The 15,207-nt window shown below is 63.8% G+C and carries 19 protein-coding genes; 7 read left to right on the forward strand and 12 right to left on the reverse strand.

Annotation, left to right across the window (positions count from 1 at the left end):
* Positions 1-22 precede the first annotated feature (22 nt).
* From pstB to pstS, 4 genes are read right to left on the reverse strand one after another with little or no spacing between them, the layout of a single operon-like run.
* Positions 23-799, reverse strand: coding sequence for a phosphate ABC transporter ATP-binding protein PstB (pstB, locus tag BST47_RS27505; RefSeq protein WP_083128996.1), 777 nt, complete (start codon positions 797-799; stop codon positions 23-25).
* Positions 800-806: 7 nt separating this feature from the next.
* On the reverse strand, positions 807-1,709 hold the full coding sequence (pstA, locus tag BST47_RS27510) for a phosphate ABC transporter permease PstA (RefSeq protein ID WP_083128997.1): 903 nt from the start codon (positions 1,707-1,709) through the stop codon (positions 807-809).
* A complete protein-coding gene (gene pstC, locus BST47_RS27515) occupies positions 1,706-2,752 on the reverse strand; it encodes a phosphate ABC transporter permease subunit PstC (protein WP_083128998.1) in 1,047 nt (348 codons plus the stop codon). The genes pstA and pstC overlap by 4 nt, the downstream gene beginning before the upstream one ends.
* Before the next feature lie 12 nt (positions 2,753-2,764).
* A complete protein-coding gene (gene pstS, locus BST47_RS27520) occupies positions 2,765-3,895 on the reverse strand; it encodes a phosphate ABC transporter substrate-binding protein PstS (protein WP_083128999.1) in 1,131 nt (376 codons plus the stop codon).
* A 224-nt stretch (positions 3,896-4,119) separates the two neighbouring features.
* Here pstS and BST47_RS27525 point away from each other — a divergent pair, with 224 nt between their 5' ends.
* Positions 4,120-4,797, forward strand: a complete 678-nt coding sequence (locus BST47_RS27525; protein WP_083129000.1) for an arsenate reductase/protein-tyrosine-phosphatase family protein — start codon at positions 4,120-4,122, stop codon at positions 4,795-4,797.
* A 13-nt stretch (positions 4,798-4,810) separates the two neighbouring features.
* Positions 4,811-5,479, forward strand: a complete 669-nt coding sequence (locus tag BST47_RS27530) for an arsenate reductase ArsC (RefSeq protein ID WP_083129001.1) — start codon at positions 4,811-4,813, stop codon at positions 5,477-5,479.
* Between the two features lie 62 nt (positions 5,480-5,541).
* Here BST47_RS27530 and BST47_RS27535 read toward each other — a convergent pair whose 3' ends face one another.
* The 5 genes from BST47_RS27535 to BST47_RS27555 all read right to left on the reverse strand — a co-directional run bounded on the left by BST47_RS27535 (position 5,542) and on the right by BST47_RS27555 (position 9,114).
* Positions 5,542-6,327, reverse strand: a complete 786-nt coding sequence (locus BST47_RS27535) for a bestrophin-like domain (RefSeq protein WP_083129002.1) — start codon at positions 6,325-6,327, stop codon at positions 5,542-5,544.
* Between the two features lie 328 nt (positions 6,328-6,655).
* Complete coding sequence (locus BST47_RS27540; protein WP_234809892.1) at positions 6,656-7,015, reverse strand: arsenate-mycothiol transferase ArsC; 360 nt, start codon at positions 7,013-7,015, stop codon at positions 6,656-6,658.
* A gap of 59 nt (positions 7,016-7,074) precedes the next feature.
* Positions 7,075-8,205: an ACR3 family arsenite efflux transporter gene (arsB, locus tag BST47_RS27545; RefSeq protein ID WP_083129004.1), complete on the reverse strand. Its 1,131-nt coding sequence runs from the start codon at positions 8,203-8,205 to the stop codon at positions 7,075-7,077.
* On the reverse strand, positions 8,202-8,570 hold the full coding sequence (locus BST47_RS27550) for an ArsR/SmtB family transcription factor (protein WP_083129005.1): 369 nt from the start codon (positions 8,568-8,570) through the stop codon (positions 8,202-8,204). Before BST47_RS27550 ends, arsB begins: the two co-directional genes overlap by 4 nt.
* Positions 8,571-8,637: 67 nt before the next feature.
* Complete coding sequence (locus BST47_RS27555; protein WP_083129006.1) at positions 8,638-9,114, reverse strand: ArsI/CadI family heavy metal resistance metalloenzyme; 477 nt, start codon at positions 9,112-9,114, stop codon at positions 8,638-8,640.
* Positions 9,115-9,209: 95 nt separating this feature from the next.
* On the opposite strand from BST47_RS27555, the gene BST47_RS27560 reads away from it, so the two are divergent.
* Both BST47_RS27560 and BST47_RS27565 read left to right on the forward strand, forming a co-directional pair.
* A complete protein-coding gene (locus tag BST47_RS27560) occupies positions 9,210-9,569 on the forward strand; it encodes an Rv2640c family ArsR-like transcriptional regulator (protein WP_083129007.1) in 360 nt (119 codons plus the stop codon).
* Between the two features lie 17 nt (positions 9,570-9,586).
* A complete protein-coding gene (locus BST47_RS27565; protein ID WP_083129008.1) occupies positions 9,587-10,195 on the forward strand; it encodes a sigma-70 family RNA polymerase sigma factor in 609 nt (202 codons plus the stop codon).
* 18 nt (positions 10,196-10,213) lie between these two features.
* Here BST47_RS27565 and BST47_RS27570 read toward each other — a convergent pair whose 3' ends face one another.
* On the reverse strand, positions 10,214-10,675 hold the full coding sequence (locus BST47_RS27570; protein WP_083129038.1) for an ArsI/CadI family heavy metal resistance metalloenzyme: 462 nt from the start codon (positions 10,673-10,675) through the stop codon (positions 10,214-10,216).
* 140 nt (positions 10,676-10,815) lie between these two features.
* Between BST47_RS27570 and BST47_RS27575 the strand changes: the two genes are divergently transcribed.
* Positions 10,816-12,114, forward strand: a complete 1,299-nt coding sequence (locus BST47_RS27575) for an FAD-dependent oxidoreductase (RefSeq protein WP_083129009.1) — start codon at positions 10,816-10,818, stop codon at positions 12,112-12,114.
* Here the strand turns inward: BST47_RS27575 and mshD are convergent.
* Complete coding sequence (gene mshD, locus BST47_RS27580; protein ID WP_083129010.1) at positions 12,111-13,040, reverse strand: mycothiol synthase; 930 nt, start codon at positions 13,038-13,040, stop codon at positions 12,111-12,113. The genes BST47_RS27575 and mshD overlap by 4 nt on opposite strands.
* Positions 13,037-13,810, reverse strand: a complete 774-nt coding sequence (locus BST47_RS27585; protein WP_083129011.1) for a winged helix-turn-helix transcriptional regulator — start codon at positions 13,808-13,810, stop codon at positions 13,037-13,039. The genes mshD and BST47_RS27585 overlap by 4 nt, the downstream gene beginning before the upstream one ends.
* Before the next feature lie 178 nt (positions 13,811-13,988).
* Here BST47_RS27585 and lmeA point away from each other — a divergent pair, with 178 nt between their 5' ends.
* Entirely contained in the window at positions 13,989-14,786 is a 798-nt protein-coding gene (lmeA, locus tag BST47_RS27590) for a mannan chain length control protein LmeA (RefSeq protein ID WP_083129039.1), read from the forward strand.
* Positions 14,783-15,205 (forward strand): thioredoxin family protein, encoded by a 423-nt coding sequence (locus BST47_RS27595; RefSeq protein WP_083129012.1) that lies wholly within the window; start codon positions 14,783-14,785, stop codon positions 15,203-15,205. The genes lmeA and BST47_RS27595 overlap by 4 nt, the downstream gene beginning before the upstream one ends.
* Positions 15,206-15,207: the final 2 nt, after the last annotated feature.

The following is a 15,207-nucleotide window of genomic DNA, read 5'->3' on the forward strand; positions in this document are numbered from 1 at the left end:
TTGGCTTTTGCGAACTCAGCGCTTAACCGAAGCGGCCGGAGATGTAGTCCTCGGTCGCCTTCTGTGTGGGATTGGAGAAGATCTTCTCGGTCACGTCGATCTCGACGAGCCGACCCGGCTTACCGGTGGCCTCCAGATTGAAGAAAGCCGTCTGGTCACTGACCCGAGCCGCCTGTTGCATGTTGTGGGTCACGATGACGATTGTGTAGTCCTGCTTGAGCTCTGAGATCAGATCCTCGATCGCCAACGTCGAAATCGGATCCAGCGCTGAGCATGGCTCGTCCATCAGCAGCACGTCCGGTTGCACCGCGATCGCGCGCGCGATGCACAGTCGCTGCTGCTGCCCACCGGACAGGCCGCCGCCGGGCTTGTCCAGCCGGTCCTTGACCTCGTTCCAGAGGTTGGCGCCCTTGAGCGAGCGCTCGGCGACCTCGTCGAGCGTCTTCTTGTTGCGTGCGCCTTGCAGCTTCAGGCCCGCCACCACATTGTCGCGAATCGACATGGTGGGGAACGGGTTCGGCCGCTGGAACACCATGCCGATGGTCTTGCGGACGCTCACCGGGTCGATGCCCGAAGCGTAGATGTCCTCGCCGTCCAGCAGCACCGAGCCTTCCACCCGGGCACCGGGCAGGACTTCGTGCATGCGGTTGAGAGTGCGCAGCACCGTCGATTTTCCGCAGCCCGAGGGGCCGATGAAGGCTGTGACGCTTCGCGGCGTGACAGACAGGCCCACGTCGGCGACGGCGTGGAACGAACCGTAGTAGATGTTGAGATCTTTGAGATCCAGCCGCTTGGCCATGAGGCTCCTAAACTCTGTTCCGCGTCAGGTATCGGTTGATGAATGCAGCGCCGAGGTACAGCACCGCGATGATCAAGATGAGGGTCAGCGCGGCACCCCAGACTCGCAGCGCGCCTGCCGCTTCCGGATTGACCAGCTCGGTGTAGATCAGCAGTGGCAGCGACGCCATGTTGCCCTCGAAAGCGTCCATGTTGATCGACCGGCTGTAGCCGACGAGCACCAGCACCGGAGCCGTCTCCCCCATCACCCTGGCAAGGGCCAACAGGATGCCGCTGATCATGCCCGGCAACGCGGTGGGCACGACGACGCGCGCGATGGTCTTCCATTTCGGAATGCCCAACGCGTACGACGCTTCGCGTAGCTCGTCAGGTACGAGTTTCAGCATCTCCTCGGTGTTGCGCACGACGACGGGAAGCATCAGCAAGACCAATGCCAGCGACACCGCAAAGGCGCTCTGCTCGAATCCCAGGGTCGCGATCCACAGCGCGAAGATGAAGAGCGCAGCCACGATCGACGGCACGCCGGCGAGAATGTCGACCATGAACGTGGTTACCTTGGCGAACCGGCCCCGGCCGTATTCGACCAGATACACCGCGGCCATGACACCCAGCGGCACCGACAGCACCGCGGCGATCGCGGCCTGGATCAGGGTGCCGTAGATCGCGTGATAGACACCGCCGGCCATCTCCTCGGGAAGCACGCCGGCCAGCGAATTGGTCCACCACGTCGAGGACGTGATCGCAGTGATGCCCTTGGCCAGCACGGTGTAGATGAGCCAGACCAACGGGACCATCGCGACCACGAACGACGCGGTGAAAAGTGTTGTCGCGAGGCCGTTCTTGAGCTTGCGACTAGTGCTGACCGGGTGGAAGGTGGGGGCCTTCACCGGCTGGTCCAGTGTTGCCGTCATCCTCCGCTAACCCTTCCGCCGGCCGCTGCCCGGGCCAGCGCGTTGACCACGAAGGTCAGCGCGAAGAGCACGAAGCCGGCGGCGATGTAAGCGCCTGTGGGCAGTGGCGCGCTGAACTCCGCTGCTGCCGAGGCGATCTTGGACGCGAACGTGTAGCCGCCGTCGAACAGCGACCAGTGGCCGGCCTGCGCAGCGGTGCGCAGGATGATCAGGATCGCGATCGTCTCACCGAGCGCGCGGCCCAACCCGAGCATCGACGCCGCGATCATGCCGCTGCGGCCGTAGGGGAACACGGTCATCCGGATGACTTCCCACTTGGTCGCGCCGAGCGCCTGCGCGGCCTCGACGTGGCCGCGCGGCGTGAGTGCGAAAACCTCGCGGGTGACCGAGGTGATGATCGGGAGAATCATCACGGCGAGCACTATTCCCGCGGTGAAGATCGTTCCACCGCCGGCCAGTGACACGTTGCCCTGCGAGAAAAGGAAGAACCAGCCGAGATTCTCGTTGAGGAAGGTCGCGACCGGGGTAAGCCACGGAGCCAGCACGAATATGCCCCACAGACCGAAGACGATCGACGGCACCGCCGCCAAAAGATCCACCAGCATTCCGAACGGCCGTGCCAACCGCTTCGGGGCGTAGTTCGTCAAGAACGCCGCAATGCCGATCGCGATGGGTACGGCGATGATCAGGGCGAACACCGAGCTGAGCACCGTCACCATGAACAGGTCGCGGATGCCGAAGCGCAGATTCGCCGAGTCGCTGGTGAGGAACTCCGTGCTGGTCAGGAAGCTCGCCTGGTTGGCCTGCAGCGACGGGATCGCCTTGACGATCAGGAAGAGGGCCATCAGAGCGATCGCGCCGATGATGGTGGCGCCGGCAGCGATCGCGATGGACTTGAAGACTGTGTCGCCCCAACGCCCCTCGCCCTGCTTCAAAGCCGATCCCTTCCGATCCTTGGTTGGCTTCTCTGAAGTATGCCCAACCTGCTGTGGGCTCGTCGTTGCTGACGAGCCCACAGCGGTCGAATCTGGTGTCACAGCCATGCGTCGTTGCTACTACGTCTTCGCGTTGATCGCGTCAACGGCCTCGGTCAGGCGAGTCTTGAACGCCTCGGGGATCGGGATGTAGCCGTTCTCCTCGAGACCGGTCTGGCCGTTACCGAGTGCTGAGTGCATGAACGCCTTCACCGCGGTGGCAACTTCGGCGTCGGGGTACTGCGAGCACACGATCTCGTAGGCGGCAAGCATGATCGGGTACGAACCGGGCTCGGTCGGCATGTAGAACGACGCGGTGTCGAGCACGAGGTCGTTGCCCTCGCCCTTGAACTTGACGCCGTCGATGGCCTTGCCCGCCGATTCAGTACTCAACTCAACCGGCTCCGGCCCTGCCGAGGTGATGATCCGAGCGATCGACAGGTTCTGCGCCTTGGCGAAGGACCACTCGTTGTAGGTGATGGACCCCGGGGTGCTCGCGATCGCTGCGGACGTGCCCTCGTTACCCTTGGCACCTTCGCCGACACCGCCGGCGAAGGACTTGCCCGCACCCTTGCCCCACGCCCCGTCGGAGGCCGCGTCCAGGTACTTCTGGAAGTTGTCGGTCGTACCCGACTCGTCACTGCGGAAGATCACGTTGATCGGCTCGGCCGGCAGCGATGCGCCCTCGTTCAAAGCTTTGATCTCCGGGGCATCCCACGTCTTGACCGTGCCGTTGAAGATCTTGCCCAAGGTCGGACCATCGAGCACCAAACCGTCGACGCCTGCGACGTTGTACGTGACGGCAATGGGCCCGAACACCGCGGGAAGATTCCACGCGTCGCTGCCGCCGCACCGCTCCTTGGCCTTCTCGACCTCGCCCTTCTCGGCGCTGAGCGGCGAGTCGGAACCGCCGAAGTCGGTCTGTCCGCCGATGAACTCCGAGACACCGGCACCCGAGCCGCTAGAGGTGTAGTTGAGGGTGAAGCCGGGGCAGTCCTTCTCGTAAGCGTTGATGAAGCGCGTCATCGCATTCGCCTGCGCCGACGAGCCACTGGCCTTGAGCGCTTCCTTGCCGCCGCAGTCACCGGCCGGTGTAGACCCACTGTCTGATCCAGATCCCGAAGAGGCGTTGTTGTCGCTACCGCACGCCGACAGCAGCAAGGTGCCGGCGGCCAGCAGGCTCAGCGCGGCACCAGTTCGATTGGCCTTCACGAAGCTCCTTTGTGAAACAGGTAGACGCTGGCACGGGCCGTTGCCCCCGCCGTGACACATGTCGCGTCGAGCAGACCGGTTGCTGCTCGGCTGAAAACCTAAGCGCACGTCGTTAATCACTTGCCTACGGATGGTGAACGGAAGATGAACCGGTAAGGGGCTCGAGGCGACATTTCCACTGGACGAGTTGACTTCACAAATTTGTATCAGTAGAAATTGAGTCAATGTCTGTTGATGTGAATTCGAATGTGGCGCGCCGTACGGCGGTTTTCGCCGCACTATCCGATCCCGCCCGGCTGACGATCGTCGACCACCTGCTGAATGCGGATGTGTCCCCCTCAGAACTGCGCACCGTCCTGTCGATGTCTTCCAACCTGCTCGCGCATCACCTCGCTGTACTCAAGACCGCCGGGGTCGTACGACAGACCCGGTCAGAAGCCGACGGGCGACGGACATACCTCAAGCTCAACCATGCGGCGCTCGAAGGTCTGCTCCCATCAGCCCAGCATCGTGCTCGTCGCGTCGTGTTCGTCTGCACCCACAACTCGGCCCGCAGTCAGCTTGCCGCCGCAATCTGGAACCGGCGCAGCGAATTACCCGCTACCTCAGCCGGCACCAAACCCGCGCCCCAGGTGCATCGCGGCGCGGTGGCCGCGGCAAAACGCCTCAACTTGTCGATGCGCGCAGTCAAACCGCGCTATCTAGGTGATGTCCTCGCCGCCGACGACCTGGTGATCGCGGTGTGCGACAACGCACATGAGGAACTTCCCGCTGAACTACCTCGCATCCACTGGTCGATCAGCGATCCGACCCGCACCGCCATCGCGTCCGCGTTCGATGATGCGGTACGTGAACTCACCGCTCGAATCGACCGTTTCGTCCCCGATGTTCAGCCCGCCTAGTTCAGGAGAAGCCATGACCGACAACATCACTGAGCACCATCTCCGTAGCGATCTGTCCATCGACCAGCGTTTGGCGATGAAGACGGCCGCCAGCCAACTCCAGAAGGAGTTCGACGGTGTGTTCGGGGCTGAAACCATCGAAAGGTTCCTACATTCGTCCTATGACCAATTCGCCGGCCGCGCGACGGTGCCCCGTTTCCTCCCCTTGTTGGCCGAACGCTTTGCGCGGCAACGACTCCGCGCGCTGGCGAAAGTAGAGGGCAAATCGAACGACGGAAAGCCGACCGTCCTGTTCCTGTGCACCCATAACGCCGGCCGGTCGCAGATGGCGATGGGCTTCTTCACTCATCTCGCCGGCGACCGGGCGGTCGCGTGGTCCGGGGGCTCCGAGCCAGGCGAGCTGGTCAACCCGGCAGCGGTCGAGGCCATGGCCGAGCGCGACATCGACATTTCGGGTGAATACCCCAAGCCGTGGACGGATGAAATCGTGCAGGCCGCAGACGTCATCATCACGATGGGCTGCGGCGATGCCTGCCCGATATTTCCGGGCCGCCGGTATGAGGAATGGGTCCTCGAAGATCCGCACGGGCACGACGTCGCTGCCGTTCGCCCCATCCGGGACGAGATCGAGCGGCGGGTCCGAGCGCTGCTGTCGGAGCTCGAAGTTCCGGCGCGTGCATAACCGTCTGCGGCGGGGTGCGGTCAAGTCGCAAATTCGCCTGGGCTTTATGTGCCGAAACGACCTCACGACAACTGTCGGATGACCTGTTGCAGTGGTTCCGAGGTCGTACCAATTTCACCGATGAATGGGTGTGAGAGTTCAGCGACGAGGAACAGGTTTACGGCCACCAAAATGCCCAGAATCGCAACCATCGTGTAGTGGGTGGCGGGTTTCTTGACATCGTAAATGATTGCGCAGGCCAGAAGGAGGCCGCTGGTCAGCCAGATGACCGCCCACAGCGACCAGGGCGGCCCATCATCCGTTTGTGCTTGCGCCAAGCGCTGCGTACGTGCCTGCCCGACACTGTCGAGATTGCCGAAAGAGGTTGAAAGTATCGTCTTTTGCGCGTCGGTGCGTGCTTGAACGTCTTCATAGGCCGCATACAGTCGCGTAAAAGCCTCGTCAGCGTCAGGGTATGAGCCGCCCTGGGCAATTTCGCGCCACTCGACTAACGCTGCCTGCTGGTATTCGAGCAGAGCCTTCCGAATCCGGTCTTCATCGGGCTGGTCGAACACTGTGACGGTCCTGACCAGCTGCACCCCCGCTGCCCCCTCGGTACGCGCTCTTCCGTCCGCGTCGCCGATCTGTCCCCACATGGCGGATACGACGAAGCCAAGGAAGAACGCGAACACGAATCCGACCACCCCGAAAGCAAACTTGATGACATCGTTGTGCTCATCACCCTTGAGGCCGGGGAAACTACGGCGCACAAATACTTGAATGAGGATCGCTCCACCGGCGACGACGACGATGATTCCCAGCAACAGCACCCACGACGAAAGGTTGGCCACCAGCCATTGACTAATCATTCGGCTCTCCTGCGACCGCCAGGCAATTCGGGCGGGCGCGGTTACCCGCTCGCGCTAGAACTCTCTAGCTGGCGAACTTCTTGACTGTAGGAGTCGTTGCGATATTGGGTGCGCGAACGGGAATGACACGCCAGAGCGATTGGCGCTGCTGACGGCACGAGATGATGAGACGCAAAATCAGATCCGACGTCTCAGTGCGTCGCGGTGAGCGTGAGCTGGCGAGCGTGGAAGTCGAAGTGTCGTCCGTGGTAGCGGCACAAGTCGTCTTACGTGATGTGACCTTGCCGTTCGTCGGGCCCCCGGTTGCTGCGACGTGAGCCAGGACTTGTTACGTCGTGGCAGTCAGCTGGGAGGCAAGTGCTTTCACCCGTACCGCGATGTCGTCTCGGACAAGGCGCATTCGTTCGATGCCGTCGATGCCCCGGTCGGACGGTTCGTCGGTATCCCAGTTCTCGAGCTCCACCCCCGGGACAGGGTCGACCTTCGCTTCGCGTCCAAGGGTAACGACGAGATCGACCTTCCCCAGAAGGTCTGGGTCGATCGGTTTGGGCTCCTCGTCGCTGATATCGACTCCCACCTCGGCGAGAGACGCTGCCGAGAGAGCGTTGATCTCCGCGCCGGGCTTGGTACCCGCTGAGTACACGTCCACCGTCTCGCCCGCCGCTTGTCGCATGAGTCCGGCTGCCATTTGTGACTTGCCGCCATTCCTGACGCAGACAAACAACACCGACGGCTTCGTTCCTTTACTCAACGCACTTGCCTTTCGGTGCCGGCAGCAGTCGATGGCTCGACGGCCGCAGAGTGGTTGCCGCCGAATCGCTTTCGCAGCGCCAGAGAAACGTAGACCAGAGCGACCAACACCGGGACCTCGATCAGCGGACCGACCACTCCGGCGAGCGCCTGGCCGGAGGTGGCCCCATACGTAGCGATGGCAACGGCGATCGCCAATTCGAAATTGTTACCTGCTGCGGTGAACGCGAGCGTGGTCGTGCGTTCATACCCGAGGTGCAGGAGCGCACCCAACAGATAGCCGCCACCCCACATGATGGCGAAGTACGCCAACAGCGGCAGGGCGATCCGGGCTACGTCCAGTGGCCGGTTGGTGATCTGATCTCCCTGCAGCGCAAAGAGAATCACGATGGTGAACAGGAGTCCATAAAGAGCCCACGGCCCGACGGCAGGCAGGAATTTGGACTCGTACCATTCGCGGCCCTTGGCCCTCTCGCCGAGCCGCCGGGACAGGTACCCGGCCAGTAGCGGGATGCCCAGGAAGATCAGGACGGACTTGGCGATCTGCCACGGGGATGTCGAGATGGTGGTCTGCTCCAACCCCAACCATCCCGGCAACACCGACAGATAGAACCAACCCAATACCGCGAACATCACGACCTGGAACATCGAGTTGAGGGCAACCAGCACGGCCGCTGCCTCGCGATCTCCACAGGCGAGGTCGTTCCAGATGATCACCACGGCGATGCAACGAGCCAGGCCGACGATGATCAGCCCGGTGCGGTATTCGGGCGAGTCCGGCAACAACAGCCACGCCAGCGCGAACATCAGCGCCGGACCGAACACCCAGTTGAGAAGTAGCGAGCTGATCAGCAGTCTGCGGTCGCCGGTGACAGCGTCGAGTCTGTCGTAGCGGACCTTGGCCAGCACCGGGTACATCATGATCAGCAGTCCGAGCGCGATCGGCAGCGAGATGCCGTCGATCTGCACCTTGTTCAAAGCCGTGTTGAGTCCCGGAATCCAGCGGCCGAGCAACAGGCCGGCGGCCATTGCGATTCCGATCCAAACGGGGAGGAACCGGTCCAACGTCGACAACTTCGCCACGACGGGTGGCACCGTTGCCTGACGCTGCTGAATTTTGTCGGTCATGCCCGAGCGACCGCCGCGTCGGCACTGACACTCAACAACGACGACAACGAGCCGAGCACCTCGGGCACGACCGTGTAATAAACCCAGGAAGCGCGCCGCTCCGAGGTCAGCAACCCCGCGTCGCGCAGCACCTTGAGGTGGTGCGAGATCGTCGGCTGCGAGACCTCGAGCCCGGGCGAGATGTCGCACACGCACGCCTCGCCGCCAGCATGGCTGGCCACTGAGCTCAGCAAGCGCAGCCGTACCGGGTCGGACAACGCCTTGAACTTCAACGCCATTTCCGTCGCTTGAGCCGTTGTCAGCGGTTCCCGGGCCAATGGCTCAAGCACACAGCAGGCTTCCGACGACGTGAACTGATTCGACATGCATCGATATTGACCGATATCGAATCAGCAGGCAAACCGACAGCAGATGAATTCTCGGCGTCAGCCCCTAGCAGCAGGCCGTGTTGGCCTTGGCCAGTTCTTCCTCCGCGTGCTCCTCGGCGGTACCGCACGAACACTCGCCTCCCGCCTCCGTGTCCCGCGAGCTGGTTCCGAAGGTCTCAGAGTCTGCGAGCACGGTGTAGACCTCCCATCGCTCACCGCCAGGGCCGGACACCCAGACCTTGTCCTGCGTCGCGAAGCAACAGGTGGTACCGATCTCTTCGTCGGTGAACAACCCCTCACCGGACAGGCGGGCGATCTCTTCATGCACCCGGTCACTGGTCTCGACCTCGACGCCCAGGTGGTTGAGGGTGCCGCCCTGGCCCGGGTTCTCAATGAGAACCAGCTTCAGAGGAGGCTCGGCAATCGCGAAATTGGCGTAGCCGGGCTTGCGCTTGGCCGGCTGGGCGTTGAACAGCTTCGAGTAGAACGTCACAGCCTCATCGAGGTCGTCGACGTTGAGGGCGAGTTGAGCGCGGGACATGGTACCTCCTGTAGTACGACATATATCAAACTCACGAACACCGCCAGCATGCCCACCTTTTTGATATATGTCAACACTACTGGCAAGATGGACTCATGCCCAAGGCGTTGCCCGTCATCGACATGTCCGCCCCCGTGTGTTGCGCGCCCGTCGCCGCAGGTCCGGTTGACGACACCGCGGCTCTCGAAGTAGCCCTACGGCTCAAGGCCCTCGCCGACCCCGCCCGTGTGAAATTGATGTCATTGCTTCTCAGCTCGCCAATCGGCGAACTGAACAGCGGGGATCTGGCAGTTGCGGTGGCGCTGACCGAATCGACAGTGAGCCATCACCTGACACAGCTGCGCAAAGCGGGACTGGTCGATTCCGATCGTCGGGGCATGAACGTCTATCACCGTGCGCGGCGCGACTCGCTGGTCGCACTGTGCGCTGTTCTCGACCCGACGTGTTGCGGCTAGCCGGAAGGACGGCGGTCATGAATGCCGACATGATGAAGACGGAATCTGCGGCCGTGCGGCAGCCGACCGAACAAGTGTGGCGCGAGATGTTGCCGCAGCTGCGAAAGTTCGTGCGGCGACGTATTGCGGACCCCGACCGAGCCGACGACCTCGTCGCCGACATCCTGCTGCGTATCCACCAGAATGTGGCCTCACTCGACGATCGAGAGCTGCTGCCGAATTGGGTGTTTCGCATTGCGCGAAACGCGGTGATCGACGAGTACCGGCGAGCCGGCCGCAGCCGGGAACAGCTGACGTCTACCCCGCCTGAGCGGGTGATCGAGCCATTCACGGATCAGGACGAGCCGAGCGCGGTGCAAGAGCTCTCTGCGTGCCTGCGGCCATTGCTCAAGGGGCTGTCGGCGGACCAGCGTGAGGCTCTGGAGATGGTGGATCTGGCGGGGATGACCCAAGCCGATGCCGCGCAACAGGTGGGGGTTTCGCTGTCCGGAATGAAGTCCCGCGTGCAGCGCGGCCGCCGGCGACTCGCCGATCTGCTGGGGCAGTGCTGCGCACTCATTCTCGACGGCCGCGGCGTGCCAATGGATTACGAGCCGGGACCGGGCTGCGGTTGCGCGAAGGACTGACCGCAGCCCGGCTGACAGCTATGCGCAGCAAGTGCTTTCAGCATTGTCCTCGGCGGCGCAGTTCTTTGCGCACACGGAGTTCGACTCACCATCCGGGTTGGCCGGGTTGTCGTCGGTGATGCTGTAGAACTCCCACCAACCGAGGGGGACGTCCGGCGCGGTGACGAAGACCTTGTCCTGTGTGGCGTGACAGCAGATGTCCTGCTCCGCGACGGTGGTGTCCAGGCCGGCCGCCGCAAAACGTTCCATTGCCGCGGCAACCCCTTCGGCCGTCGCTGCTTCAACGCCAAGGTGGTTCAGATGCTCGGTAGCGCCCGGCTTTTCGATGAGGACCAGCTTCAACGGCGGGTTCTCGATAGCGAAGTTGGCATAGCCATCGCGGATCTTGTGCGCGGGCACGCCGAACATCTTCTCGTAGAACGCGGTCGCAGCGGAGACATCGTCGACGTTGAGCGCGAGTTGGATTCGACTGGTGGACATGGTCACTCCTTCAGGGTCAGTGATTGACACCTGTAATGACGTACCCAGGTCCGCCGGGACGCAGCGAAGTACCTTCGTGCGTCCTTTTGGGTGAGTGAGCGTCAGTACTCATGAACGTCCACCACACAAGGAGAAATATCATGTCGACACAACTCCCAGTAGCTGTCCTCGGAGCGGGTCCGGTCGGGCTGGCAGCAGCTGCTCATCTGACCGAGCGAGGACTCCCCTTCGTCATCTTCGAAGCGGGCGACTCCGTCGGCGCGAGCATCCGTCGCTGGGGTCACGTCCGCCTGTTCTCGCCGTGGCGAACCGACCTGGATCGCGCGGCGCAACGACTTCTCAAGGCGCACGGGTGGAATTCCCCGGATCCGGCCGACTTCCCGACCGGGGCAGACCTCGTCGATGAGTACCTGACGCCGTTGGCGCAGCTAGACGCGATCGCGCCGAATGTCCGGCTGCGCCATCGCGTCATCGGCGTCACCCGCCAAGGTGTCGACAAGCTGCGGGACGACGAGCGCGAAGAACGGCCGTTCATCGTGACCACCAGCGGGCCAGCAGGTATCACGCGGACGCCGGTGCGGGCCGTCATCGACGCAACCGGCACCTGGTTGTCCCCGAATCCGGTTGGCGCCGAGGGTATACCGGCGATTGGCGAAGCAGAGTCAGCCCCGTGGATCAGCTATGGCATTCCGGATGTCCTCGACGCCGACCGGAACCGTTATGCGGACCGGCGAATTGCTGTCGTCGGAAGCGGCCATTCGGCCAAACATGTGATCCGGGAGTTGTCGCTTCTGGCCGAGCGGGCGGCCGACACCACGATCACCTGGATCGTGCGCAGAGGTGAGGATCAGCGAGTGTACGGGAACGAGGTGGACGCCCGGCTTCCCGAACGCGGCAAGCTCGGTGCCGACGCGCACCATTTGGTTTCCTCAGGACGGGTCCAGCTCGAAACGGGATTCCGTACCGAACGAATCCAGTCCGACGAGTTGGGCATCATGCTGGTGTCCCCGGAGGGGCGTGCCGTCGGGCCGTTCGACGAGATCATCGCGACGACCGGACTACGACCAGATTTCAGTTTCCTGCGCGAGGTGCGCCTGGACCTCGATCCGTGGGTCGAGAGCACGCGAGCCTTGGCGCCGTTGATCGATCCCAACGTCCACTCGTGCGGTTCGGTGCCCCCGCACGGCGCTGCGGAACTGGCGCATCCCGAACACGGGTTCTATGCCATCGGCGCCAAGAGCTATGGCCGCGCGCCCAACCTGCTGTTGGCGACCGGGTACGAGCAGGCCCGCTCAGTCGTCGCCGAACTTGCCGGCGACCACGAAGCCGCCGCCCGTGTCGAACTGGTCCTTCCCCAGGCCGGATCGGGTTGCGGTCTCAAGTCCCAAACCGAGGCGAAGGGAGCCGACCACGAGCTGGCGGCGAGCGGGTGCGGCTAGGACGACCCGCTCGACGCATAAGCGGTATCGACCGACGACACCTCGAAACCCATTCGCTCGTAGATCTTTACGGCCGCGGCGTTATCCGCCTCGACGTACAGCATGACCACGCCGTTCGAACTGTCGGACAATCGGTCGGCGAGGTGATGCAGCCCGATGAGCGTCAGCGCGGCACCGAGTCCGCGACCCTGTGCCGCCGGGTCGACGCCCACGACGTACACCTCGCCGAGGTCGGGCATGTGGATTTCGCCGCGGGACGCGGCATGGATCTTCGTCCAATGGAAGCCCAGCAGTTTTCCGCTCGTCTCGTCGAACGCCAGGAAGAGCCCGTTCGGATCGAACCACGTTTCACCGCGGCGCTCGTCGATATCGGCATCGGTCCAGCCCCCCTGTTCGGGATGCCAGGCGAACGCGGAGTTGTTGACGCGCAACAGTTCCGCGTTGTCGGCGGGTCCTGAGTAAGTGGCGACACGCACGCCGTCGGGAATGGTCGCCGCAGGCAGATCGACGAGTGGCCGACGCATCTGCAGCAGCTCCCGGACGACGGACAAGCCGAGCGACGCGGCGGTGGCGCGCGCGGCCTCCAGGTTGCCGTGCGCCCAGATCCGGGCGCCGTCACCGCCCTCGGTCAACCCCTGCCGCGCCATTGCCGAACCGACGCCGCGACGCCGGGCCGACGGGTGCACGACGAGTTCGGCCATCGCCGATGCCTGTTCGTCGGCAGGCGTCAGATTGAGGTACCCGACCATGTCTGCGCCGTCGACGGCCAACAGGTGCCGGGTGCGGTCGTGGCTCAGTTCACGCAGTACCTGATCGCCGACCGGCGCGACTCCGTCGGCCCTGGTGGCCGCGTCGATGAGCTCGCGGATGCGGCGCTGATCGTCCGCGGACAGACTGGTGCGCCAGTCGATGACCCGGCCGGTCACTGACTGCGCAGCGGGTCGGCAAGCGCCTCGGGCACCGCGTCGTAATCGTCGAGGTCGCCGCTTTCGTCGGACGGATCGGCAGCCGGCGTCGGGGTTCGCCCCCGCGCGGGCCGAACCGCCTTGTATCCGACGTTGCGCACGGTGCCGATCAGCGACTCGTATTCGGTGCCGAGCTTGGCGCGCAGACGCCGCACGTGCACGTCGACCGTGCGGGTGCCGCCGAAGAAGTCATAGCCCCAGACCTCCTGGAGCAACTGCGCACGGGTGAACACCCGGCCCGCATGCTGTGCCAGATACTTCAGGAGTTCGAATTCCTTGTAGGTGAGGTCCAACGGCCGGCCGCGCAGCCGCGCGGTGTAGGTGCCTTCGTCGATGACGAGCTCGCCCAAACTGATCTTGCCGACGTTCTCCTGATTGGCCGTGCCGCCGCGACGCCCGACCAGCAGGCGCAACCGCGCATCGATCTCGGCGGGTCCGGTGCTCGGGAGGAGAATCTCGTCGAGACCCCATTCGACGTTTACTGCCACCAGGCCGCCCTCGTTGACGACGGCCACCACCGGCACCGACGTACCGGTCGTCCCCAGCAGGCGGCACAGGCCACGCGCAGCGGCCAGATCTGCACGCGCGTCGACGATCGCCACATCCGCGTTACCGGCTTCCAACAATGAGGAAACCTCTGTGGGCGCGGTTCGTACGTTGTGCGCGAGCAGCGCTAACGAAGGCAGCACGGACTCAGGATTGGGATCAACGGTCAGTAGCAGTAGATCCAACTGGCCCTCCAGCAGCCATGGGGACCTCGCCTGGACAACAATGTCGGTCGGTGACTTCCCAGATTCATGCCTGACATACAGCCGTTACTCGGCCGATGGTGATCTAACGATAGCGCGACACCTGATGGTCAGCTGACTCAACGCGGTCCAGCGGGCGCGAGTGGGCAAGAATGTGCGGGTGCGAAAGCTGCTGATCGGTGTTCTGGCGACGACGACCGCGGTGGTGGTCGGCGCCCTCGGAGCCGATTTCGGCGCGGCGATCTACGCCGAGTATCGCCTGGCCAGAAGTGTGCGAAGCGCCGCTGACCTGGCCTGGGACCCGTCGGTGGCCATCCTCGGTTTTCCCTTCATCCCGCAGGCGGCCAACCGCCACTACGACGAAGTGGAGATTCGGGCCGCCGGCGTCGGCCACCCCGTGGTCGGGAAGGCGTCGCTGGAGGCAACGCTGCATTCGATCGACCTCCTGGACTCTTCGTGGCTGGTCAGCCCGGAGGCCAAGCTGAGGGTGGGCAAGGCAGAGAGCCGCATCATCATCGATTCGACGCACGTCGGGAGATTCATGGGCATTCCGGACCTGCTGGTCGAGGCACCGACGCGGGAAAGCAACGACTCCACCGGCGGCACCACCGAATCCGGAATATCCAGCAATCGCGGGGTGGTGTTCACCGGAACCCCGACGTCAGCCGGCTTCGACGAGAGGGTCAGCATCGCGGTGGACCTGTCGATCGCCGGGCCGGAACAAACCACCCTGGTCCTGACCGCGACCGACGTGTTGACCGGCGCAGGCACCGCCGATCAGGCCGTTCCCGACGACAAGAAGGCCGAGGTGCTGGCCGCGTTCTCCACCAGCCTGCCCGGTCAGAAGCTGCCGTTCGGACTCGCGCCGACCGCCGAGGGCGCTCGCGGCTCCGACCTCATCATCGAAGGCATCGCCGAGGGAGTAACCGTGCCGCTGAGCGGGTTCAATCAGTCATGAGCTCTTCATGGGTACTGGTGATCGTGGTGCTCGTCGCCGCACTCGGGCTGGCGTACGTGGTCGGCAGGCTGCTCACCCTGCGCGCCGGGCTCCTCAAAGCGAGCGAGGACGCCGCCAACGTGGACACCAGTGACCTGGGATTGTCCGAGACCGGACCGACGGTGCTGCACTTCAGCGCCGAGTGGTGCGGACCCTGCGCGGGGGTGCGACAGGTCGTCGACCAGGTGTGCGCAGAGCTGCCCGGGGTCGCCCACGTGGAGATCGACATGGACGCCAATCCGGAAGCGGCCCGGCGGCTTTCGGTGTTGTCGCTGCCCACCACGATCATCTTCGACGCCGACGGGCGCCCGCGCTTTCGCACCCACGGTGTTCCCAAGCCTGCTGACCTGCGCTCGGCCCTGGAACCACTGTTGGCTTGATC

It is taken from the genome of Mycolicibacterium tusciae (assembly GCF_002086795.1).
GTDB lineage: Bacteria > Actinomycetota > Actinomycetes > Mycobacteriales > Mycobacteriaceae > Mycobacterium > Mycobacterium tusciae.

Coding starts and splice junctions, on each gene's coding strand:
- pstA (WP_083128997.1), bottom strand. CDS start 1,709: ATGACGGCAACACTGGACCAGCCGGTGAAGGCCCCCACCTTCCACCCG.
- BST47_RS27570 (WP_083129038.1), bottom strand. CDS start 10,675: ATGTCCACCAGTCGAATCCAACTCGCGCTCAACGTCGACGATGTCTCC.
- BST47_RS27595 (WP_083129012.1), top strand. CDS start 14,783: ATGAGCTCTTCATGGGTACTGGTGATCGTGGTGCTCGTCGCCGCACTC.
- BST47_RS27525 (WP_083129000.1), top strand. CDS start 4,120: ATGTCTGTTGATGTGAATTCGAATGTGGCGCGCCGTACGGCGGTTTTC.
- pstC (WP_083128998.1), bottom strand. CDS start 2,752: ATGGCTGTGACACCAGATTCGACCGCTGTGGGCTCGTCAGCAACGACG.
- BST47_RS27575 (WP_083129009.1), top strand. CDS start 10,816: ATGTCGACACAACTCCCAGTAGCTGTCCTCGGAGCGGGTCCGGTCGGG.
- BST47_RS27550 (WP_083129005.1), bottom strand. CDS start 8,570: ATGTCGAATCAGTTCACGTCGTCGGAAGCCTGCTGTGTGCTTGAGCCA.
- arsB (WP_083129004.1), bottom strand. CDS start 8,205: ATGACCGACAAAATTCAGCAGCGTCAGGCAACGGTGCCACCCGTCGTG.
- pstB (WP_083128996.1), bottom strand. CDS start 799: ATGGCCAAGCGGCTGGATCTCAAAGATCTCAACATCTACTACGGTTCG.
- BST47_RS27565 (WP_083129008.1), top strand. CDS start 9,587: ATGAATGCCGACATGATGAAGACGGAATCTGCGGCCGTGCGGCAGCCG.
- BST47_RS27535 (WP_083129002.1), bottom strand. CDS start 6,327: ATGATTAGTCAATGGCTGGTGGCCAACCTTTCGTCGTGGGTGCTGTTG.
- BST47_RS27540 (WP_234809892.1), bottom strand. CDS start 7,015: ATGGCAGCCGGACTCATGCGACAAGCGGCGGGCGAGACGGTGGACGTG.
- BST47_RS27560 (WP_083129007.1), top strand. CDS start 9,210: ATGCCCAAGGCGTTGCCCGTCATCGACATGTCCGCCCCCGTGTGTTGC.
- BST47_RS27530 (WP_083129001.1), top strand. CDS start 4,811: ATGACCGACAACATCACTGAGCACCATCTCCGTAGCGATCTGTCCATC.
- BST47_RS27555 (WP_083129006.1), bottom strand. CDS start 9,114: ATGTCCCGCGCTCAACTCGCCCTCAACGTCGACGACCTCGATGAGGCT.